Source organism: Serratia sp. TSA_130.1 (genome assembly GCF_052691795.1).
Genome location: NZ_JBQZFS010000002.1, coordinates 718484 through 739734 on the forward strand (window position 1 = coordinate 718484; position 21251 = coordinate 739734).

The window sequence follows — 21251 nt, forward strand, 5'->3', positions numbered from 1 at the left end:
TGGGAAAGGGGCACTGCCTATGAAAGCACTGAAAACGCTGTTCGCCGCCGGATGCCTGCTGGCCGCCGGCACTTCGCTGGCGGCGGAAAACAGCCTGCGCTTCGGCCTGGAAGCGCTGTATCCGCCGTTCGAATCCAAATCCGCCAACGGCAAACTGGAAGGGTTCGACATCGAACTGGGCGACGCGGTATGCGCCGCCGCGCAGTTGAAATGCAGCTGGGTGGAAACCTCGTTCGACAGCCTGATCCCGGCGCTGCAGGCGCGCAAGTTCGACGCCATCAACTCGGCGATGAACGTGACCGAACAGCGGCGCCAGGCCATCGCCTTTACCGACGCCATCTATCAGGTGCCGAACCGCCTGATCGCCAAGGCCGACAGCGGCCTGCTGCCGGACGCCAAAGCGCTGGCGGGCAAACACGTGGGCGTGCTGCAAGGCTCGATTCAGGAGATTTACGCCAAAAACCATTGGGCGCCGGCGGGCGTGGATGTGGTGTCTTACCAGGATCAGAATCAGGTGTATCTCGATCTGGCGGCCGGTCGGCTCGACGCCACGCTGGTGATGGCGCCGTCGGGGCAAAGCGGCTTCCTGTCGCAGCCGGACGGCAAAGGCTTCGCCTTCGTCGGCGAGGCGGTGCGCGACGACAAAATCCTCGGTGAAGGCATCGCCTTCGGCCTGCGTAAAGGGGATGAGGCGCTGAAGAAAAAACTGGATGCCGCCATCGCCAAAGTGAAACAGCAAGGCACGGTGGCGGCGCTGTCTAAGAAGTATTTCGGCGATATCGACGTGACGGTGAAGTGATGGACGGGGGCGGCACCGCCGCCCCCTGCCGCGTTTAGCGATCGAACACCGAACTGTTCAGCGCGCGATCCTGCTGGTGGCGCTCCAGCGCCAATTCGATCAGGCGCGTGATCAGCGCCTGGTAGCTGACGCCGCTGGCGGCCCACAGCTTGGGATACATGCTGATGTTGGTGAAGCCCGGCAGCGTGTTAATCTCGTTGATCACCACCTGGTTATCCGGCGTCAGGAACACATCCACCCGCGCCAACCCGAAGCACTCCAGCGCGCGGAACGCCTTCAGCGCCACCTCACGGATGTGGTCGCTCACTTCCGGCGCGATCGCCGCCGGCACCACCACCTGAGCGCCCTGCTCATTGATGTATTTGGTGTCGTAGGAGTAGAAAGCGTCGCTCAGCACGATCTCGCCGCACACGCTGGCCTGCGGATCGTCGTTCCCCAGCACCGCGCACTCGATCTCGCGGCCGACGATCGCCGACTCCACCAGTACTTTATGATCGAAACTGAAGGCCAGTGCCACCGCCGCGTCAAACTCGGCGCGGTTCTCCACCTTGCTGACCCCGACCGACGAGCCCTGGTTGGCCGGCTTGACGAACAGCGGCAGGCCGAGGCGCTCGCTCAGTTGCTCAAACGTGAATCCGGCGCGGTTGGCGCGCGTCAGGGTGACGAACGGCGCCACCGCCAGCCCGGCGTCGCGCAGCAGGCGCTTGGTCACGTCTTTGTCCATGCTGACCGCCGAACCGAGCACGCCGGCGCCGACGAACGGCATATTGGCCATGCGCAGCAGCCCCTGCAGCGAGCCGTCCTCCCCCAGCGTACCGTGCACGATCGGGAAGATGACGTCCAGTTGGCCCAGCGCGCCGGCGCTGCCCGCTTCGATCAGCTGTTGTTTTTCCTGGCCCGGGATCAGCGCCACGTTCTTGTTCGAGCGGTTCAGCGCGATCAGCGCCGGGTTCTCGGCGTTGAGCAGGTAGTTGGAGGCGTCGTTGATGTGCCACTGCCCCTGTTTGTCGATCCCCAGCAGCGTGACGTCAAACTTCTCTTTGTCGATTGCATCCACAATGTTTTTGGCCGACTGCAGCGACACCTCATGCTCTGCCGATTTACCGCCAAAAATCACCCCAACACGTAGTTTAGTCACGCCTTAAATCCTTCTGAAAAATCATGGCAAAAAAGTCGTTCATCACAATAAACGCATTGCCTGGCGGCGGCAATCGTTGTTACCAGAATCTTCTTACGCCACAGAATGCCACATCGCGACCATCCAAAACGTATACACTTCGTATATCGTTCATTTATGGAGACGCCGATGGGCATCGTAAAAATTTCGGACGCGCTGCATGACGATCTGCGCCTCGCCAGCCTGACCATGACGCGTTCGATCAACGCGCAGGCCGAGTACTGGATCAAGATCGGCATGCTGGCGGAGTTCCATCCGGAACTGACCTACCCGCAACTGGTAAAAAAAATGATGAAAGATAATGCGCTGACGCTGAAGGAGATTGTCGGGTGAAACAGATTGTGATTAAAACGCCGGAAGAGATTGCCAAAATGCGCCATTCCGGCGCTCTGCTGGCTAAAGTGTTTGCTATGCTCGATGAGGTCATCGTCGAAGGCATCTCCACCATGGAGATTAACGACCGCGCCGAGGCGTTTATCGTCGAAGAACTGAAGTCGCGCCCGGCCAGCAAGGGGCAGTATGATTTCCCCTATGTGCTCAACACCTCCGTAGACGACGTGGTGTGCCACGGGGTGCCGTCGGCCAGCAAAATCCTGCGTTCCGGCATGATTGTCAACGTGGACATCACGCTGGAAAACGGCGGCTACATCGCCGACTCCAGCAAGATGTACTGCATCGGCCAGGTGACGCCGCTGGCTAAACGGCTGGTGAACAACGTCTATGAATCGATGTGGCAGGGCATTCGCGCGGTGAAACCGGGCGCGACCCTGGGGGATATCGGCCACGCCATCCAGCGCCACGCCGAGCAGGCCGGCTACAGCATCGTGCGGGAGTATTGCGGCCACGGCATCGGCCGCGACATGCACGAAGAGCCGGCGGTGCTGCACTACGGCCAACCCGGCAGCGGCATGGCGCTGCAGGAAGGCATGGTGTTCACCATCGAGCCGATGATCAATCAGGGTGACCGCCGCATCAAGCAGAAGAAAGACGGCTGGACGGTGGTGACGCGCGACAAAAAACTGTCGGCGCAGTGGGAACACACCGTAGCGGTCACCGCCGACGGCGTGGAAATCCTGACGCTGCGCGACGAAGAGCGTCGGGCCGGTTACGCCGAACGCTACTAAATCCGCAAGCCATTAGCTTAATAAGCTAATTGCTTGATAATTTATTTAATTGATAGCCTCTTAGCTGACTGCGCGGCACTCCGGCGCCGCGGTTAAAGCGACGGGGATGACAGGGAGACAGGCAGCATGCAGTCAGGCAATCAGGCGTTTCTCAACCAGCTTAAGGACATCGTCGGCGGCCCGCAGTTGTTGACCGGCGATCGCAACACCGAACGGTATCGCAAAGGGTTCCGCTCCGGCGAAGGCCAGGCGCTGGCGGTGGTGTTTCCCACTAGCCTGCTGCAGCTGTGGCGCATTCTGCAGGCCTGCGTGGCCGCCGATAAAATCGTCATCATGCAGGCCGCCAACACCGGCCTGACCGAGGGCTCAACCCCCAGCGGCAACGACTATGATCGCGATATCGTCATCGTCAGCACCCTGCGCCTCGACCATATTCAGGTGCTGGACAACGGCAAGCAGGTGGTCGGCTTCCCCGGCAGCACCCTGCACCACCTCGAGAAATTGCTCAAGCCCTACGGCCGTGAACCGCATTCGGTGATCGGCTCTTCCTGCATCGGCGCCTCGGTTATCGGCGGCGTGTGCAACAACTCCGGCGGCTCGCTGGTGAAACGCGGCCCGGCCTATACCGAAATGGCGCTGTACGCCCAGTTAGGGGAAGACGGCCAGCTGCGCCTGGTGAACCATCTGGGCATCCGGCTTGGCGACACGCCGGAAGAGATCCTCACCCGGCTGGAAAAAGGCGACTATCGCCCGAGCGACGTCGAATACGGCGAGCTGCGCGCCTCGGATAACGAGTACGCCAGCCGGGTGCGCGACGTCGACGCCAACACCCCTTCCCGCTTCAACGCCGACAAACGCCGCCTGTACGAAGCCTCCGGCTGCGCCGGCAAACTGGCGGTGTTCGCGGTGCGGCTCGACACCTTCGAGAAAGAGGGCAAAGAGCAGGTGTTCTATATCGGCACCAACGACACCGCGGTGCTGACCGAACTGCGCCGCCACATGCTGAGCCAGTTCGAAAACCTGCCGGTGGCCGGTGAGTACATGCACCGCGATATCTTCGACATCGCCGAGGTGTACGGCAAAGACACCTTCATGATGATCGACAAGCTCGGCACCGATCAAATGCCGCGCTTCTTCACCCTGAAAGGCCGCATGGACGCCAACCTCAACAAGCTGCCGCTGCTGCCGCACAACCTGACCGATCGGTTAATGCAGGGCCTGAGCCACCTGGCACCGAGCCACCTGCCGAAGCGCATGAAGGAATACCGAGAACGTTTCGAACACCACCTGCTGCTGAAGATGGCCGGCCCCGGCGTAGACGAAGCGCAGCGCTACCTGACCGACTATTTCGCCCAGGCCGAAGGCGCCTTCTTCGCCTGCACGCCTGACGAAGGCAAAAAGGCCTTCCTGCACCGCTTCGCCGCCGCCGGCGCCGCCGTGCGCTACCATGCGGTGCACGCCGATAAGGTAGAGGATATTCTGGCGCTGGACATCGCCCTGCGCCGCAACGACACCGACTGGTTCGAAACCCTGCCGCCGGAAATCGACAGCCAGCTGGTGCATAAGCTGTATTACGGCCACTTTATGTGCCACGTCTTCCATCAGGACTACGTGGTGAAAAAAGGCGTGGACAGCCACGCGCTGAAGGAAAAGATGCTCGAGATCCTCAACCGGCGCGGCGCCGAGTACCCGGCGGAGCATAACGTTGGCCACCTGTATCACGCCAAACCGGATCTGCAAACGTTCTACCGCGCCGCCGATCCGACCAACAGCTTCAACCCCGGCATCGGCAAAACCAGCAAACGCAAAGGCTGGGCCGAAGACCCACGCTAAACGCCACCCGATCGGCCCGCCGCCCACCCGGCGCGGGCCTCACCGCCCCTGCCCGCCTCGTCGAGATCTTTGCGCCCATAAAGATGTATTCTTATTGCAACTTATAAAATTCCCGATTACCATTCATCGCAAATGAGAATTAATTACAAAGCTGTCGTGACGGATACATGACATCCGCCGTGGCATTCACCGCGAACTTAATGAGAAGGAACCTACCATGAGTCAGACCCTCGATTCCGCCCAGCTGTTGGCCGCGCTCGATAAAGTGATGGTGATCTCCACCACCGATCTGCAGGGCACTATCACCTACGTCAACGACCTGTTCTGCCAACTGACCGGCTTTTCCCGGGAAGAGCTGGTGGGCCAGCCCCACAGCATCGTGCGTCACCCTTCCGTACCGAAAGCCGTTTACAAAGCAATGTGGGACACCATCAAGGCGGGCGGCATCTGGACCGGAATCATCCCGAACGTCGGCAAGGGCGGCGTGCTGTACGTGGTCGACACCACGGTGCAACCGCTGTATGACGCCCAAGGCAATATCGAGGCTTATATCAGCATCCGCCGCGTAATTAACGATCTGATGACCGACTTCGAATCGGTGGAATTCGCCAAAGAACAGTTCGACAACCACTACGACAAGTAACCGCTATGGCCGACATCATCGAACGCATCCTGATTGGTTACGGTTCGGAGTCGGGCAACGCCCGGGCGCTGGCGATGCGCCTGGGCGAGCAAAGCAGCCTGCAACCCTACCGCCCCGTCGTTAAAGAACTCAACGCCATCCAGCCCGCCGATGTGGGCAAACGCGACGCCCTGTTGATTGTCTCGAGCTCATTTGGCGACGGCGAACCGCCCGCCAACGCCGAACGTTTCCCCGACGCGCTGGCGCAATGGCCGGATCGCCACCGGTTGCGCTACGCCATCTTCGGTCTCGGCGACACCGCTTACCCGCATTTCTGCGGGTTTACCCAGGCGCTGGATGCGCGCCTGACGCAATACGGCTCCCGTGCCATCATCAATCGCGTTGACGCCGACGTTAACGTCGAACGGTTCTTCACCACCTGGCTAACGACGCTGGATAAGGTGCTGGCCGGCGATGCCCAGGCGGGCCGCGATTTGCATCTGCGCGTGACCGCCTACGGTGAAGACCATGCGTTCAACGCCGCCCTCCTCGAACGGCGGCCGCTTAGCGCACGCACGCCGCAAGCCTGGCATCTGCGGCTGAATATCGCCGGCAGCGGCATCGTTTACCGGGCAGGGGATACCGTCTATCTGTTGCCGGAGAACGACGAAGGATTATTGATCCGGCTGGCAGAGTGGCTCGGCAGGCCGGAGGCCATCGACGCACTGCGGCGCCGGGAGCTGCGCCAGATCAGCAAAACGACGCTGCGCGAACTGGCGCAGTTGGCCGACAGCGAAGAGCTCAAAAGCCTGCTCAAGATCCGTCAGCGCAAATCCCTGGAGAGTTATCTATACGGCGCCGATCTGCTGGACGTGCTGCACGATTTTTGCCCGCCGCACGCGATCACGCTGGAGAACCTGTTGGCGCTGCTGCCCATTTGCCTGCCGCGCGCCTACTCCATCGCTTCGGCAACGCGGGAAGAGAGCCTCGATCTGTGCGTGCGCGACGTGCGTTATGAACGCGGCGGCCGCACGCGGCGCGGCACGGCGACCGGCTGGCTGCTCAAGCACCCCGGCCCTTTCCGCCTCTTCTGCCGCGCCAACCCCGGCTTTTACCTGCCGCGCGACACCGCCTTGCCGGTGCTGCTTATCGGTACCGGTACCGGCATCGCACCGTTGATTGGCTTACTGCGCGAAATGGCCGCCCAGGGCGAACGGCGTGAAACCGTCCTGATCTTCGGTGAGAAAAGGCGCGATGAAGACTTCCTGTATGGCGAGGAGTTGGTCACGCTGAACGCGACGGGCGTACTCACACGGCTCATCACGGCATTCTCGCGCGACGCCGCCGACAAGTATTACGTGCAACACGCCATCGACGATCACGCCGATGCCGTCAGCGGCCTGCTGCAACGGGGCGCGCATGTCTACCTGTGCGGCAATCGCCAGTATCTGGAACATGCCGTGGCGACGGCGCTGGAGCAAGCCTGCGGGGCGGAAAACCTGTGGCAGACGCTGATTGAGCAGCAGCGCCTGCACCTGGAACTCTATTGAGACAGGGCGGCGTTCACCGCTCCGCGCGCAACAGCAAGGAGACGATGAACGCGCCCCCCAGCCCCGCCGTAATGATGCCGATGGGCAGCTCCTGATTGGGGATCAGGCTGCGGCTGAGCATGTCGCCGCCGGTCAGCAGCATCGCCCCCAGCAGGCCGCACATCGGCACGGACAAGCGGTGGCGCACACCTACCAGGCGCCGGGCCAGATAAGGCACCATCAGCCCGACAAAACCGATCACGCCCGTCAGCGAAACGAGAAACGCCGTAGACAATGCGCAGCACAGAAAGGTCTCGGTGCGCAGGCGCGCCACGTTGACTCCCATCGAATGGGCGGTTTGCTCGCCCGCCAGCAGCGCGTCCAGCGCCCGCCAACGCAGCGCCGTAAATCCGGCCAGCAGCGCGAAACTCACCAGCGGAATGAACAGATTATCCCAACGCGCCAACCCCAAGCCGCCCAGCGACCAGAACAACACTGAACCGGCCGCCCGCTGATCGCCGGAAAAGACCAGATAGCTGGTGAGCGCGCTGAACAAAAATGAGACCGCCAGGCCGCAGACGATAAGCTGCTCGGCGCGCCTGACCCGGCTGACGCGAAACAGGATCATCACCGCCAACGCGGACAGAATGCCGCCGACGAAAGCGGACAGCGGCAACGTCAGCGCCCCCAGCGCATCGCCGAAGCGCGTGATGACCAGCACCGCGCCGGCGGCGGCGCCGGAGGAGAGCCCAAACAAAAAAGGATCGGCCAGCTCATTGCGGGTGGTGGTCTGCAGCAGCGCGCCGGTCATCGCCAGCCCGGCGCCGGTCAACGCCGCCAACAAGGCCCGAGGCACGCGCAGTTGCACGACGATAGTGTCCAGCATGCCGGAAAGCGGCGCCGAACCTATCCCTAACGCCGCCAACGCCTGCCGCCATGACAGCGCGACGCTGCCCAATTGCAGGCTCCAGACCATTAATCCGCACAACGTCAACAGCGCCAGCGGCGCGAGCACCATAAACCGCCGTGTCGGCGAGTTCATTCAGCCTCCGGCGCGTACAGCGCCCGCGCCAACTTTTCCACCGCGCCGATGTTGGCCGGCCCCGGCGTCAGCTCCGCATACTGCAGTTTCAGATAACGATGGTGCCGTACCGCAGGTGTCAACTTCATCAACGGATGAGACTCGAGGAAACGCCGCAGCGCCTCGGCGCCTGACCCGGTCTGGTAATCCAGCAGAATGATGAAGTCGGGTTCCGCCGCCGCCACCGCCTCCCAAGATGCCGTCGTCCAGCTCGCCGCCAAACCGTCCATCACGTTGCGGCCGCCCGCCGCTTCGACAATCGCCGTCGGCATGGCGTATTTACCGCTGGTAAAAGGCTTCTCTTCTCCCGAGTCATACACGAACACCTTGAGCGGCGCCTGCCCCGCCGGTCTGGCGGGCAGCGCGGCTAACCGGCGGCGCCAGCCCTCAACCAGCGCGGCGGCCTCTCGCTGCTTGCCGAAAATCTTGCCGAGCTTCAGCTCATCGTCATACAGCAGGTTCATATCGGCCTTCTGCGGCCGACCGCCGGCCTGTACGCAGCTCTCGCTCAGCACCAGCGTTTTGATGCCGAACGGCGCGAGCGTCTCCGGCGTGACGTCGCCGCCGATCTTCATGCCGTAATTCCAGCCGGCGAAGAAAAAGTCCGGCTGCGCCGCCAGCAACGTTTCCAGAGCGGGATACTTCGGCGCCAGTTCGGGAATGGCGCCCATCGCCGCCTTGAAATCAGGCGTCAATTTGTACCAGCCGGTGATGCCGGTCAGCCCGACGATCCGATCCTGCAGATGAAGCGCAAAGGCCATCTCGGCCATATTGATGTCGTTGATGACGGCGCGCTGCGGCGCCTGATTGAAGGTGATCGGCTTCCCGCAGCTTTCTACGGTGACGGGAAATTTTTCAGCCGCTGCCGCTCCGCCGGCCAACAGCAGGAGCAAGGGGAATACGCGTATGTTCATGTTTCTCTCTGGTTTATCAAGCGCAATGGGGAACTTCAAAAATACGCAGCGTTTTCCCGCTGACGGGATGCGCCACGCTGAAACTGTGCATGCCGAACACCGGCAGAATTACCGGGGTTTGCAACACCGCCGCGGGCGAGCCGCAGGCCACCTGGCGGCTTTCGTTGAGCACCAGGATCCGATCGGCGAACGCCTCCGCCACGGGCAGGTCATGCAGTACCGCAATCACGGCGATGGCTTTATGTTTTACTAACGACAGCAGCGCCGAACGCCCGGGAGGATCGAGGTGATTGGTCGGCTCATCCAACAACAACAGGTCGGGAGTCTGCGCCAACGCCCGGGCCAACGCAGCGCGCTGACGCTGGCCGCCCGAGAGCCGCCCCAACGGATGGTGCCTGAGCGGCGCCAGGCCGGTTTCCCCGATGATCTCGTCAACGATGCGTTTTCCCGCCGCGGGCCGTTCGCCATGCGGCAAACGCCCTAACGCCACATAGTCCTCCAGCGACAGCCGCAAATCCGGCAGATCGTTTTGCGCCAGAAAGGCGATGCTTCTGGCGCGTTCCGCCGCCGACAAGCCGGACAAAGCGCGCCCTCGCCAGTAAATCTCGCCGCTGTCCGGCCGCGTTTCGCCGATCAGCGTGCGCAACAGGCTGGATTTGCCGCTGCCGTTAGGGCCGATCACCGCCAGCTTCTCACCGGCGCGCAGCGTGAAATGGATGTTGTAGAGTATCGAGGCCCCGCCGTGGCCGGTCAGGCTAACCCCATCAACATGGAGGATGTCGTGAGCTGAATTCATTATGTGTTAATTGTTATATTATAACATATCAATATTTTTATCACGATTGCGCGCCCTCTGCAAAAATGAATCGTAAAGTCTCTTGCCGCACGCATGACGGGAAACGGCGGCGGGGAGCCTACCCCCTTGCGCCTCGCGCTGGCGCTAAAACTGCGTTTTTGCAGCAACATAGCACACCTTTAATTTAATGATAATGATTTTCATTATCATTTATGATTCTGTGATTTTCGGTTGCACGCCACGCTGAACTTGGCTATGTTTGAAGCGATTGGTTTCATTCACGGTTTTCTGGAACTCACATGACCTACCTGGCGCACAGCACAGATCCGACAAACGCGACCGTTCCGGCCGTCGTTTTGCTGTGTGCTTCCTCCGCTCCACCCGCCGTTTTCTCTGTCGTTTCCGCGGTTGCCGCTTACCCGCCACGCCTTGTGGTCGTGCGCTAAGCCACACCGACTTTTACCTCCGGCTTATGTTGATTTATTGCGTTCAGGCGTAGACCGCCGCGCGCGCCGGAGCCTGTAATTTTCACGACAGGTGAAATTGATATGCGATTACCTTCTCTCTGGGCCAATGCCGGCCTGGCTACGCTGTTCGTCCTGCTTTGGAGCAGCGGCGCGATCTTCTCCCGTTGGGGGTTGGAGCACGCCTCCGCCTTCGCTTTTCTGTTCTTCCGCTGCGCCATCGCGCTGGCGGTGCTGTTGGCCATCGGCCTGTGGCAGCGCCAGTGCCTGCCCGCCGCCTGCACCCGTCGGCGCGTCGCGTTGATCGGCGTGCTGATGATCGGCAGCTATCAGATCTGCTATCTGCTGGCCCTCGAACGGGGCATTACCCCCGGCGTGCTGGCCACGCTGCTTGGCGTACAGCCGATCCTGACCCAGTTCATTACCGAACGGCGCTGCGCCGGGCTGCGCGCGCTCGGGTTGGCGCTGGCGTTGGCGGGGCTGACGCTGGTGGTGTACCAAAGCCTGATGGTGGCCCATTTCTCGCTGAGCGGCATGCTGTTCGCCTTTATCGCCTTGGGCTGCATGACCGCCGGCACCCTGCTGCAAAAGGGCATGACGCAGCCGCCGCTGGCGGTGTTGCCGCTGCAGTATGCCGTCGGGCTGTTGATGTGTGCGTTGGCGCTGCCGTTTGAGCCGCTGCGGGTCGAATGGCGGCCTGAGTTCGTGCTGCCGCTGCTGTGGATGGCGGTGGTGATCTCGGTGCTGGCGACGTTCTTGCTGTATCGGCTGATCCAGCGCGGCAACCTGGTGCAGGTGACCAGCCTGTTCTACCTGATCCCGGCGGTCACCGCTCTGCTGGATTATCTGCTGCTCGGCCACGCGCTGGCCGCGCTGAGCCTGCTGGGCATGGCGGGCATCGTGCTCGGCGTGATGCTGGTTTTCCGCCGCGCATAGCCTAAAAACAAAAGCCCCCGCGCCGTTCCACCGGCGCGGGGGCGATAACAACAACCGTTAACTCAGAACAACCAGGAACCGTACCCCCACAGCAGCACCGTCACCCCAAGCAGCAGCTCGAGCAACAGAATGCCGATGGCGAAGGTCGAGCTGGAGAAGATGAACCCTTCCTTACTGTCGATATTCAGGAAGTGCGGGATCCCCAGATTCAGCAGATAGCCCGAATAGCACAGGCCGATAATGCCGACAAACAGACACAGCCAGACGACCGGATAAAGCGCCACTACCCCGCTGAGGAACATCGGGGTCGCCACGTAGCCGGCGAACACCATGCAGCGGTGCAGGCTTGGGCGCGATTCATAACGCCGCGCCATCCAGTGAATGACTTTCCCCATGGCCGCTACGCCTGCCAGCATCAGCAGGTAGAACGCCACGGCGGTATAAAACGCGGTAAACATGTCGAGCCTGATGGCATGTCCCTCGCCGGAGAGCCAGCCCAACTGGGTGGTGCCGATAAAGGCGCAGACCACCGGGATTGCTGCCAAGAGCAACACGTGATGGGTGTATAGGTGCGAGACGCTTTCATTCTCGCTTTTGATCTGTTCGAACTCGGCGCTGGGATGCGCCAGAAGTCCCCAAACATGACTGACCATGAGACACCTCCTATCTCGCCGTAGGCCGCGATCGGCGAACGAATTTCACACCTCTGACGGACAGCTACCCGTGCGAGGATTGCGGCCACGGGGCTCTCTCCCCTGTACTAATTATAGTCTTTTGGCGAAAAAACGTGCGGAAAGCGAAAGGCGCGGCGCTTTGTCTTATACTCCCCCCATTAAACCCAGGCTGTGAGGAAGGTTATGTCATCCGCTATCATCACCCGCCAGGCGGGGATCGTCGACGTCGACGCCGGGCGCAACGTCACCGTGGTAGAACCCTGCAATCTTTACGGCTGCCGGCTCGGCGACGATGTCTTCGTCGGCCCGTTCGTCGAGATCCAGCGCCACGTCAGCATCGGCGCGCGCAGTAAAATTCAGTCGCACAGCTTTATCTGCGAATACGTTACCCTCGGCGAAGCGTGCTTTGTCGGCCACGGCGTCACCTTCGCCAACGATCTGTTCAAAGACGGCGCGCCCAACGCCGATCCGGCCAGCTGGGGGCGCACCTGCATCGGCGATCGGGTGTCCATCGGTTCCGGCGCCACGATCCTGGCGGTGACGATCTGTAGCGACGCGGTGATCGGCGCCGGGGCGGTCGTGACCCGCGACATCACCCGCAAGGGGATCTACGCCGGCAACCCGGCGCGTCTGCTGCGGGAGCTGCCGTAATGAACCCGACCATCCGCATCGCGGCCATTGAGACGTTGCCCGACGATTATCTGGCCCGCGGCGATTTCAGCTTCACCATCGCCTGTTACGCCCTGCCGCAGTTCGACAGCCCGGTGGACAGCTGGCCAACCCGCCCGGTGGCGCCGTTTCGCAAACGCTATCCCCTGGCGCCGTTCGCCAACGAAGACAGCGTGACCTTCCTGGCTTATCGCCAGAACGACGCCGTTGGCCACATCACGCTGAGCAAAAACTGGAACGGCTACACCCTGATCGACGAGATCGCCGTCAGCGCTGACGCGCGCCGCCAAGGCATCGCCGGGGCGCTGCTGGACTGCGCCAAACAGTGGGCGCGGCAGCAGGAAACCTCAGGTATGATGCTCGAAACGCAGAACAACAACCTGGCGGCCTGCCGCTGCTACCAGCACTATGGGTTTATCCTCGGCGGCATCGATCGCTTGCTGTACCGCGCCGAACCGGAGATCGCCGATCACGAAATCGCGCTGTTCTGGTATTTGCCGTTCAATAGCGAAATCGGTTACTGATTTATCGATTGCCATTGAGGTTATGTTTACTTTTTAACCCCTACCATCGGATGAGAACTGTTATCACTTACTCTGATAAACCAGCGACACCCATGGAGGGCCGTATGAACAAGAACAAGGCTGTTTTACTGATGTTAGCTATCGCCATGAGCGGATGCGCCGATCGCCCCACCGCCGTCACCCCCGCAACGCCGCCGACCGACGCCGCCGTTTCGCCGCCGAACCTGCAACCGCAGATGGATGACAGCACCCGCAGCAAGCTGCGTGAGATCCTCGCACTGCGCGCCGGTTGGCCCGCCGCGCAGCCGCATGGCCGCACCGTCGATTTGATTTCGCGCGAATTCCTCGGCACGCCCTATCTCGCCAACCGCCTGATCGGTTCGCAGAGCACGCCCGAGCAGTTGGTGATCGACTTCCGCGGGCTGGATTGCTTCACCTACATCGATTATGTCGAAGCGCTCAGCACCGCCCGCAGCGAAGCCGAGTTCGTTCAGCGCCTGGTGGACATCCGCTATGTCGACGGCAAAATCGCCTTCCCGCAGCGCAAACACTTCTTCACCGACTGGGCGCAGCGGCCGAAAAAAGTGGCCGAAGACATCACCGCCCAGCTCAGCCCGCACGCCGTCAGCCTCGTGAAAAACCTCAATCAGAAAGCCGACGGCGGCAGCTACCTGCCCGGCTTGCCCGTCGTGCAGCGCAGCGTGACCTACATTCCCAGCGACCGCGTCGACGACAAGGTGCTGGCCCAGCTGCGCACCGGCGACTACATCGGCATTTACACCAACCTCGCCGGGCTGGACGTGACCCATACCGGCATCTTCGTCATGACCGACAACGGCCCGGTGCTGCGCAACGCCTCATCGCGCAAGGCCAACATGCAGGTCGTCGATTCACCCTTTATGGATTATGTGATGGCCACGCCGGGCATCGTGGTGCTGCGTTCGCTCAGCCGATAATCCCCCATCGCATAACGGCTATAAGCTATAGCCGTTTATGCTGAACGAGCGTTTGACTTCATCGGCGGTTCAGGCTTAGCTGTAAGAACAAAAACCAACTGATTTTATTGTTCTTTTCAGGGAGAGTTCGATGACCTTACGCTGGCGTATCACCCCTCTGGCGGCGGCCTTCGCCGCCGTCTTGGCGCTTCAGGGCTGCGATCAAAAAACCGACCAAAACCATATCAAAGTCGGCGTCATCAACGGCGCGGAACAAGACGTGGCAGAAGTCGCCAGGCAGGTGGCGAAAGAGAAATACGGGCTGGACGTCGAACTGGTCGGTTTCAGCGGCTCGCTGCTGCCGAACGACGCCACCGACAAAGGCGAACTGGACGCCAATGTGTTCCAGCACCGCCCGTTCCTCGAACAGCAAAACAAAGATCACGGCTATAAGCTGGTGGCGGTCGGCAATACCTTCGTCTTCCCGATGGCCGGCTACTCCAAAAAGATAAAATCGCTGAAAGAGTTGCCGGACGGGGCGGTGATCGCCATTCCGCTCGATCCGACCAACCTGGGACGCGCCCTGCTGCTGCTGGAAAAAACCGGGCTGATTAGCCTGAAGCCTGGCAAAGGGTTGCTGCCTACCGCGCTGGACATCAGCGCCAACCCGCATCATTACCAGATCATGGAGCTGGAAGGCGCGCAGTTGCCGCATGTGCTGGACGATCCGAAGGTCACCGTCGCCGTCATCAGCACCACCTACATCAACCAAACCGGCCTGTCGCCGACCAAAGACGGCATCTTCATCGAAGATAAAGACTCGCCGTACACCAACATCATCGTCACTCGCGAAGACAACAAGGACGCGCCGAACGTGCAGAACTTCATCAAGGCCTATGAATCGGATGAAGTGGCCAAAGCCGCCGAAAAAATCTTCAACGGCGGCGCGGTGAAAGGCTGGTAATGCCAGGCAAACCGCCTCAGGGGCTCTCCCCAAAGAGCCCCTTCCCGCTCATCATCGCCTTTTCTTATCTCACCATAAGAAAACCCGATTTATCCCGGCGGCGAGCAGCGCGCATAATGGCGTTTATCCGCTGATTTTCAAGGTAAACAGACACGTGACAACGCTCTCCGCCCCCGTACTCAGCCTTCTTGACGCCACACCGGACGATATGGCAGCCGTGCTGCGTATTTACACCCAGCACGTGCTGTACGGCGCGGCCTCATTTGAAGAGCAGCCGCCGACGCTGGCGGAAATGCAGCTGCGCCTGAGCAAGGTGCGGGAGGCCGGCCTGCCCTGGCTGGTGGCGAAAAGCGCAGGCGTCATTGTGGGTTACTGTTATGCCACGCCTTATCGCCCCCGGCCGGCTTACCGCTTTACCGTGGAAGACTCGGTGTACATCGCCGAAGGGCAACAGGGTAAAGGCATCGGCAGAGCGCTTCTGAGCGCCTTGATCGCCCGCTGCGAACAAGGCCCCTGGCGCCAGATGCTGGCGATCGTCGGCGATTCCGCCGCCAACCGCGGCTCATTGGCCTTGCATCAGTCACTCGGCTTCACCAGTGCAGGAACGTTAAAAGCGGTGGGGTTCAAGCTGGGGGAATGGCGCGACACGCAGATTATGCAGCGCGCGCTGGGCGCGGGCGACAAGCGCCGCCCGTGAAGGCATGACGACGCACGATAGAGAGATAGCGTCTATAGTGAAGAATGATTTCATTAAGTTAGCGCCAATCGCGCCCCACCTTTAACCGGTAAGGAAGAAGCCAATGAAAATTATTCTGTGGATTGTCGCCATCATCTTCATCGTGGGTTTGTTGACGATTACCGGCGTTCTCAAACTGATCTTTTAATTCGTCTGATACGTCCCGCCCCTCCCGGGGCGAGACTTTTCATCAAGCCTTGAAACGCGCGCGCACGGCGCCCAGCGCCGACACCACCGCCAGCACGACACCGCCGGCCACCAGCCCGAACGCCACGTTCAACAGCGCCGGGATCACCCCCTGCAAAAGATGGCCAAACGTCGGCACCACAGTGGTGTACGAGGCCCAGTCTTCGAACAGATGATGCACCGGCGGCAAACCGTGGGTCAGAATACCGCCACCGACCATAAACATGGCGACAGTGCCGACGATCGACAGCGTTTTCATCAAATAAGGCGCGGCGCGCACGATGCCGCCGCCGAGGGAGCGCGCCACCGCGCTGCGTTTGCGGCTCAGATACAGCCCCAGATCGTCCAGGCGGACGATGCCGGCGACAATGCCGTACACACCGAGCGTCATCACGACGGCGATGCCGCACAAGACGATCACCTGCTGGCTGAAGGTGGCGCCGGCGACCGTGCCCAAGGTGATGGCGATAATCTCGGCGGACAGCACAAAATCGGTGCGTATCGCCCCCTTCACCTTGCGTTTTTCATAGGCCGCGGCGTCCTCATTGGCGCCGGGCCCGTCCGATGCCTCCTCCTGCGCCGCCTTGCCGGGGCTCAGGCTGTGGAACACCTTTTCGAACCCTTCGTAACACAGGTAGGCGCCGCCCACCATCAGCAGCGGCGTAATCGCCCAGGGCGCGAAGGCGCTGATCAGCAGCGCCAACGGCACCAGGATCGCCTTGTTGATCAGCGAGCCTTTGGCGACGCTCCACACCACCGGCAGCTCGCGGTCGGCTTTAACGCCGGTGACCTGCTGCGCGTTGAGCGCCAGATCGTCCCCCAGCACCCCGGCGGTTTTTTTCGCCGCCATCTTGCTCATTAAAGAGACATCGTCCAGCAATGAGGCGATGTCGTCGATGAGAGTGAGTAAGCTACTTCCTGCCAAAATGATTCATCCTTTTACATTCACATTTATTATTTGTTTAGCATAGCGGTTAAGTGCCATGCAGGGATATAGGATGAGAGAGGAAAACGCCAGGCCAGCAATGGCCGCCCCGCGCCGACGTTAAACCCCCTCGCCCGCCGGCCCCTCATCGGATCCGGTAGCGGCCGCACGCGAGATATGTTGAAGGACAAGGGGATGGGCATCAAATACGCACGATAAATGCGTGCTGCCTTCAAGCAAACCAAAGGCGGTTTGGGCGTTGCCATGCTGTTCGACGAAGCGCTGCATCGCTTGCGCATTGAACAACTCATCCTGCGCTGCCGCCAGCAGCAAGGTCGGTAATCGCAGCGCCGCCAGTTGCCTGGCCGGGGCGCGAGGCGTCAACGCGTTAGCCATATTGACGCTGTATTGGCAGACAAAATCGGGGGCGGCGGCCAGCACAGCCGGGGGAAAATTCAGGCTGACCGCCCGAACGTGCCCAAACCAGCGCCCGCCGCTGAGCGCATTGGCGACAAACGGCCATTGACGCACCTGCGCAAAACGGGCCGTCGCCGCCAGATCGCGGGCCATCCCGGAAAATGGCCCCAGCTCGGGCGCCAGCATGATCAGGCTATCCGCACGCTGTTCGCCTGGGTAACGGGTCAGGTAGTTGAGCAACATCCCGGCGCCGCTGGAATGGCCCAGCAGGTGCCTGCGCGCCAACGGAAACCGGCGGCGCATTTCCGCCAGGATGACATCGACATCGCGCCAAATACGCTCAGGCCGCTCAACCGTCCCCCGCTCTCCCGTGGAATCGCCATGTCCGCGGATATCCACCAGGCACACCGCGAGCGTTGGCTCGGCCGCCAACTGGCGCGCCAGGACGTCATACCCGGCGGCGCTGTTAACCCCGCCGCCGTGATAAACCACGATCGCGTCTTCACTCTCGGCTGCGTGCCGATACAGACGATAGCTCAACCCCTCGACGCAACCGGACGACATGTCCACATGCCCGCCCGGCCACTCGCCGTAAGACTTCGCTTGCTCAACATAGCGGTCAAAATCAATCAAAGCGCACCTTTCCATGATGTTGTCGGTATTGCCCACGGCAGAGAGCCCTGCCGCCATGGCGATAAGCATATGAAACAACAGTAGGCGCTACCATCCCTTTTGCACGCCGCGCGCTGAGCTCAGGGCAGATCGCCCGCCGGCACATTGAGCTGCCAGGAAAGGCCGAAACGATCGTTGAGCCAGCCGAAACGGGCGCTGAAGCCGTAGTCATCGAGCGGCATCAGCACCTTGCCGCCCTCCGCCAGCCGGTGGAACGCCCGCTCCAACGCTTCTTCGTTAGGCAGGTTGATGAACAGCGACACCGCCGGGGTAAAGCTGAAGTCATGGCTGATCGGGCTATCGGTAAACACCAGGTTCTGCCGATCAAAATCGATGGACGCATGCTTGATCAACCGCCGGCCGTCCGGCGTCGGATCGTAATGCTGCACCTGCATGAGCCGAAAACGCTCGAACACCTGGCTGTAGAGATCGATCGCCCGCTGCGCCTCTCCCTGGAACATGACAAAGGTCGAAACCTGACTCATAACATCCCCTCCGGCAAACGTTGTGGTATTAATGGAGGATAGCGGATTACCGTTGAAGCGGCGGAAAGGAGCAACCATGAGCATCATTCATCGCCTGGCGCAGCCGGACGATCTCAACGGCCTGTTAGCCTTGTATCGCGAGCTGCGCCCGCAGGACGCGCCGCTGCGCGCCGACGATGCGCGCCGTACCCTGCAACGCCTGTTGGACGATCCGGCGATCCGTCTGGTGGTGGCGGCGAAAGAAGAACACCCGATCGCCACCTGCATGCTGGCACTGATCCCGGGGCTGGCGCATCAGGCACAACCGTTCGGCGTCATCGAACACGTGGTGACGGCGGAGCCCTACCGCGGCCACGGCGTGGCGCTCGCCATGATCGAATACGCGCTGCAGCTGGCCTGGCGCAAAGGCTGTTACAAGGTGATGCTGTTGTCGGGGCAGCAACGCACCGGCGCGCACCAGCTCTACCTGAAAGCGGGCTTCGACGGCGATCGCGAGCGGGGATTTGTCATCAGACGGCCCGAGGGCCGATAGCGGCCCGCCGCAAACGGGCGGACCGCCAGGCGGGTTATTCGCTGTCGTTCTTCGCCAGACGGGCGTCTTTTTGGCGGCGATAGTCACGCGCGGCGGCCGGGATCGGCGTCACCTTGCCGGTTTCAATCCAGCTGCGCAGACGGTTGGCGTCGGCGAAGTGGGTGTATTTGCCGAAGGCGTCCAGCACCACCAGCGACACCGAGCGGTTGCCGATCACGGTACGCATCGCCAGGCAGTGCCCCGCCTGGTTGGTGAAGCCGGTCTTGGTCAGTTGAATGTTCCATTTCGGGTTGTACACCAGGTGGTTGGTGTTGCGGAACGGCAGCGTGTAGTTGGGATCCTTGAAGCTGGCCATGCGTTCGGTGGTGGTGCTGAGCTGGCCGATCAACGGATATTGCTTGGTGGCGATCAGCAGTTTGGTCAAATCGCGCGCCGTCGACACGTTATGAATAGAGAGCCCGGTCGGTTCCACATAATGGGTATTGGTCATGCCGAGCGCCCTGGCCTTGGCGTTCATCGCTTTGATGAAGGCGTTGTAGCCGCCCGGATAGTGGTGCGCCAGGCTGGCGGCCGCGCGGTTTTCCGACGACATCAGCGCCAGCAGCAGCATATCCTTGCGGCTGATTTCGCTGTTCAGCCGCACCCGCGAATACACCCCTTTCATCTCCGGCGTCTGGTGGATGTCCACCGACAGCATCTCGTCGAGCGGCAGGTGCGCGTCCAGCGTGACCATAGCGGTCATCAGCTTGGTGATCGAGGCGATCGGCACCACCTCATCCGGGTTGCGCGCGTACATCACCTTATGGGTTTGCATATCGACGACCATCGCGCTGCCGGAAGCCAGCTCCGGCTGGGTGGCGTGCACGGCGGCGGCGTTGTCGCTGGCCAGCGCGCGCGGCGCAAAGCCCGCGCCCGTCTGTAAAGCGAGCAGAGTCAGAACCAAAACACGTATTTTCACAGGCATTACTCTGAAATGGGGGCTTGAATTCAGCGAATTATATGTGAGGGTTCAGCGCTTGGCACTGGGATTGTATGGCGGATTTGTGACAAATTCTGTCGGCCGAAAATCGGTACAGCCCGCGGGCGCTCTGGGATGAACGCCCGCGGGGAAAAAGTTACAGTGCCGGCTGCCACGCCGACTGCGGCAACAGGTACAGCCCCGGCGTTTGCCGCGCTCCCGCGCCGACGATATGGCCGATGCCGGCCGCCATCACCGCCAGCGTGACGTCGAAAGCGTTAAGGCTGTCGCCATAGCCGGCGGTCAGGTTGAACATCGAGCCATTGGCCAGCAAATAGACCGTCTTTTCATTCAGTTGGTAAGCATTCACATAAGGCATCGGCTCGTGGTGCGGCAGGCTCTTGAGGAAGCCGACATCGATCTCTTCGGCCACGTGGCCGACGTTGAGGATAAATACGCCGTCCTGCGCCTGTTGCAGATGCTGCGCCGAAAGCACGTTTTTCGCGCCGGTCGCGGTGGCGATAACGTCCGCCTGCGCGACCGCGCTCGCCAGATCCACCACCTGCCAGCCGTCATAACGCGCCTGCAGCGCACGCGCCGGATCGATTTCCGCCACCATCACCTGGCCGCCGTACGCCCTGGCCGCCGCCGCCGTGCCCTGCCCGACCAGGCCGTAACCGATCACCAGCACGCGCTTCTCGTGCAGCGTCAAATGGGTGGTCTGGAAGAAGGTATGCCAGGCGGTCAGCCCAACCATGTGCCGGTTATGCAACCCTTCTTTCACCGGCAGATCGTCCCAATTGAAGATCGGGTAGCGCGGCGCCACGCCGTTCAACCGGCTGATGCCTGAACCGGTGGCCTCCAGCCCGGCAACGATCTGCGGGCCGTTCGGCGATTGGTGCAGACGGGTGGTCAGATCCGCTCCCATTTCGCACAGGTGAGTCGGCCGCCAGGCCAGCGCGCGATCGAAAGATTCCGACCATTCGCCGGCGTTCATATCGCGCCAGGCGTAAGCCTGCGCGCCCCGCCGTTCCAGCCAGGCCACCACGTCGTTCTGTACCGTGGTGGGATTGCAGGTGGTCAGAAAGATCGCCGCGCCCTTGTCCAGCAGGCCGGCCACCAGCGGCGCCATTTTCAGATCCAGGTGCATATTGCACGCCAACCGCACCCCGTGCAGGTCCGGCAACGCCGCCACCGCCGCCCGGGTGCGCGGCATATGACGCATCGCCCAGCTCAATTCGCTCTCAAAATCCTGATACATCCGTTGCTCCTCTGATGCGCCCCGCCGCCAGGCGTGGC

At 61.4% G+C, this 21251-nt stretch carries 24 protein-coding genes; 14 read left to right on the forward strand and 10 right to left on the reverse strand.

The window, feature by feature from the left end:
- The first annotated feature begins 19 nt into the window (after positions 1-19).
- Entirely contained in the window at positions 20-799 is a 780-nt protein-coding gene (locus tag ACUTQY_RS10145; protein WP_046686619.1) for an ABC transporter substrate-binding protein, read from the forward strand.
- A 34-nt stretch (positions 800-833) separates the two neighbouring features.
- Here the strand turns inward: ACUTQY_RS10145 and ddlA are convergent, their stop codons facing one another.
- A complete protein-coding gene (ddlA, locus tag ACUTQY_RS10150) occupies positions 834-1937 on the reverse strand; it encodes a D-alanine--D-alanine ligase (protein WP_015377061.1) in 1104 nt (367 codons plus the stop codon).
- 168 nt (positions 1938-2105) lie between these two features.
- Here ddlA and ACUTQY_RS10155 point away from each other — a divergent pair, with 168 nt between their 5' ends.
- The 5 genes from ACUTQY_RS10155 to ACUTQY_RS10175 all read left to right on the forward strand — a co-directional run bounded on the left by ACUTQY_RS10155 (position 2106) and on the right by ACUTQY_RS10175 (position 7105).
- The gene (locus ACUTQY_RS10155; RefSeq protein WP_006324220.1) at positions 2106-2309 is read left to right on the forward strand and encodes a ParD-like family protein; all 204 of its coding nucleotides are present in this window, start codon (positions 2106-2108) and stop codon (positions 2307-2309) included.
- A complete protein-coding gene (map, locus tag ACUTQY_RS10160) occupies positions 2306-3100 on the forward strand; it encodes a type I methionyl aminopeptidase (protein WP_033642282.1) in 795 nt (264 codons plus the stop codon). The genes ACUTQY_RS10155 and map overlap by 4 nt, the downstream gene beginning before the upstream one ends.
- Positions 3101-3226: 126 nt before the next feature.
- Positions 3227-4933 (forward strand): D-lactate dehydrogenase, encoded by a 1707-nt coding sequence (dld, locus tag ACUTQY_RS10165; RefSeq protein ID WP_046686618.1) that lies wholly within the window; start codon positions 3227-3229, stop codon positions 4931-4933.
- 217 nt (positions 4934-5150) lie between these two features.
- Positions 5151-5576: a PAS domain-containing protein gene (locus tag ACUTQY_RS10170; protein ID WP_023447580.1), complete on the forward strand. Its 426-nt coding sequence runs from the start codon at positions 5151-5153 to the stop codon at positions 5574-5576.
- 5 nt (positions 5577-5581) lie between these two features.
- Positions 5582-7105: a flavodoxin domain-containing protein gene (locus ACUTQY_RS10175; protein WP_046686617.1), complete on the forward strand. Its 1524-nt coding sequence runs from the start codon at positions 5582-5584 to the stop codon at positions 7103-7105.
- Positions 7106-7118: 13 nt separating this feature from the next.
- On the opposite strand, the gene ACUTQY_RS10180 is transcribed toward ACUTQY_RS10175, so the two are convergent.
- From ACUTQY_RS10180 to ACUTQY_RS10190, 3 genes are read right to left on the reverse strand one after another with little or no spacing between them, the layout of a single operon-like run.
- Positions 7119-8126 carry a FecCD family ABC transporter permease gene (locus ACUTQY_RS10180; RefSeq protein ID WP_033652390.1) on the reverse strand — a complete coding sequence of 336 codons (1008 nt, stop codon included), beginning with the start codon at positions 8124-8126 and terminating at the stop codon, positions 7119-7121.
- A complete protein-coding gene (locus ACUTQY_RS10185; protein ID WP_042783910.1) occupies positions 8123-9079 on the reverse strand; it encodes an ABC transporter substrate-binding protein in 957 nt (318 codons plus the stop codon). Before ACUTQY_RS10185 ends, ACUTQY_RS10180 begins: the two co-directional genes overlap by 4 nt.
- A 16-nt stretch (positions 9080-9095) precedes the next feature.
- The gene (locus ACUTQY_RS10190; protein ID WP_228287460.1) at positions 9096-9875 is read right to left on the reverse strand and encodes an ABC transporter ATP-binding protein; all 780 of its coding nucleotides are present in this window, start codon (positions 9873-9875) and stop codon (positions 9096-9098) included.
- A 548-nt stretch (positions 9876-10423) separates the two neighbouring features.
- Between ACUTQY_RS10190 and ACUTQY_RS10195 the strand changes: the two genes are divergently transcribed.
- A complete protein-coding gene (locus ACUTQY_RS10195) occupies positions 10424-11275 on the forward strand; it encodes a DMT family transporter (protein ID WP_342188300.1) in 852 nt (283 codons plus the stop codon).
- Between the two features lie 62 nt (positions 11276-11337).
- On the opposite strand, the gene ACUTQY_RS10200 is transcribed toward ACUTQY_RS10195, so the two are convergent.
- A complete protein-coding gene (locus tag ACUTQY_RS10200; RefSeq protein ID WP_019453944.1) occupies positions 11338-11928 on the reverse strand; it encodes a Yip1 family protein in 591 nt (196 codons plus the stop codon).
- 204 nt (positions 11929-12132) lie between these two features.
- Between ACUTQY_RS10200 and ACUTQY_RS10205 the strand changes: the two genes are divergently transcribed.
- The 6 genes from ACUTQY_RS10205 to ACUTQY_RS10230 all read left to right on the forward strand — a co-directional run bounded on the left by ACUTQY_RS10205 (position 12133) and on the right by ACUTQY_RS10230 (position 15925).
- Positions 12133-12600, forward strand: coding sequence for an acyltransferase (locus ACUTQY_RS10205; RefSeq protein ID WP_033642275.1), 468 nt, complete (start codon positions 12133-12135; stop codon positions 12598-12600).
- The gene (locus ACUTQY_RS10210) at positions 12600-13142 is read left to right on the forward strand and encodes a GNAT family N-acetyltransferase (protein WP_033642274.1); all 543 of its coding nucleotides are present in this window, start codon (positions 12600-12602) and stop codon (positions 13140-13142) included. Before ACUTQY_RS10205 ends, ACUTQY_RS10210 begins: the two co-directional genes overlap by 1 nt.
- A 104-nt stretch (positions 13143-13246) precedes the next feature.
- The gene (locus tag ACUTQY_RS10215) at positions 13247-14098 is read left to right on the forward strand and encodes a DUF1460 domain-containing protein (protein ID WP_033642273.1); all 852 of its coding nucleotides are present in this window, start codon (positions 13247-13249) and stop codon (positions 14096-14098) included.
- A 130-nt stretch (positions 14099-14228) separates the two neighbouring features.
- Positions 14229-15041 carry a MetQ/NlpA family lipoprotein gene (locus tag ACUTQY_RS10220; RefSeq protein ID WP_033642272.1) on the forward strand — a complete coding sequence of 271 codons (813 nt, stop codon included), beginning with the start codon at positions 14229-14231 and terminating at the stop codon, positions 15039-15041.
- 154 nt (positions 15042-15195) lie between these two features.
- Positions 15196-15738, forward strand: a complete 543-nt coding sequence (locus ACUTQY_RS10225) for a GNAT family N-acetyltransferase (protein WP_033642271.1) — start codon at positions 15196-15198, stop codon at positions 15736-15738.
- A gap of 103 nt (positions 15739-15841) precedes the next feature.
- Positions 15842-15925: a membrane protein gene (locus tag ACUTQY_RS10230; RefSeq protein WP_016928643.1), complete on the forward strand. Its 84-nt coding sequence runs from the start codon at positions 15842-15844 to the stop codon at positions 15923-15925.
- A gap of 42 nt (positions 15926-15967) precedes the next feature.
- Here the strand turns inward: ACUTQY_RS10230 and ACUTQY_RS10235 are convergent, their stop codons facing one another.
- The 3 genes from ACUTQY_RS10235 to ACUTQY_RS10245 form a co-directional block, all read right to left on the reverse strand.
- Positions 15968-16888: a DUF808 domain-containing protein gene (locus tag ACUTQY_RS10235; RefSeq protein ID WP_046686615.1), complete on the reverse strand. Its 921-nt coding sequence runs from the start codon at positions 16886-16888 to the stop codon at positions 15968-15970.
- Between the two features lie 120 nt (positions 16889-17008).
- Complete coding sequence (locus ACUTQY_RS10240) at positions 17009-17974, reverse strand: alpha/beta fold hydrolase (RefSeq protein ID WP_253947219.1); 966 nt, start codon at positions 17972-17974, stop codon at positions 17009-17011.
- A gap of 83 nt (positions 17975-18057) precedes the next feature.
- Positions 18058-18462: a VOC family protein gene (locus ACUTQY_RS10245; RefSeq protein WP_033652382.1), complete on the reverse strand. Its 405-nt coding sequence runs from the start codon at positions 18460-18462 to the stop codon at positions 18058-18060.
- A gap of 76 nt (positions 18463-18538) precedes the next feature.
- Here ACUTQY_RS10245 and ACUTQY_RS10250 point away from each other — a divergent pair, with 76 nt between their 5' ends.
- Positions 18539-18994, forward strand: coding sequence for a GNAT family N-acetyltransferase (locus tag ACUTQY_RS10250; RefSeq protein ID WP_046686614.1), 456 nt, complete (start codon positions 18539-18541; stop codon positions 18992-18994).
- Positions 18995-19028: 34 nt separating this feature from the next.
- Here ACUTQY_RS10250 and pbpG read toward each other — a convergent pair whose 3' ends face one another.
- Entirely contained in the window at positions 19029-19958 is a 930-nt protein-coding gene (pbpG, locus tag ACUTQY_RS10255; protein ID WP_046686613.1) for a D-alanyl-D-alanine endopeptidase, read from the reverse strand.
- 151 nt (positions 19959-20109) lie between these two features.
- Positions 20110-21213, reverse strand: a complete 1104-nt coding sequence (locus ACUTQY_RS10260; RefSeq protein ID WP_033642267.1) for an adenosylhomocysteinase — start codon at positions 21211-21213, stop codon at positions 20110-20112.
- Positions 21214-21251 lie beyond the last annotated feature (38 nt).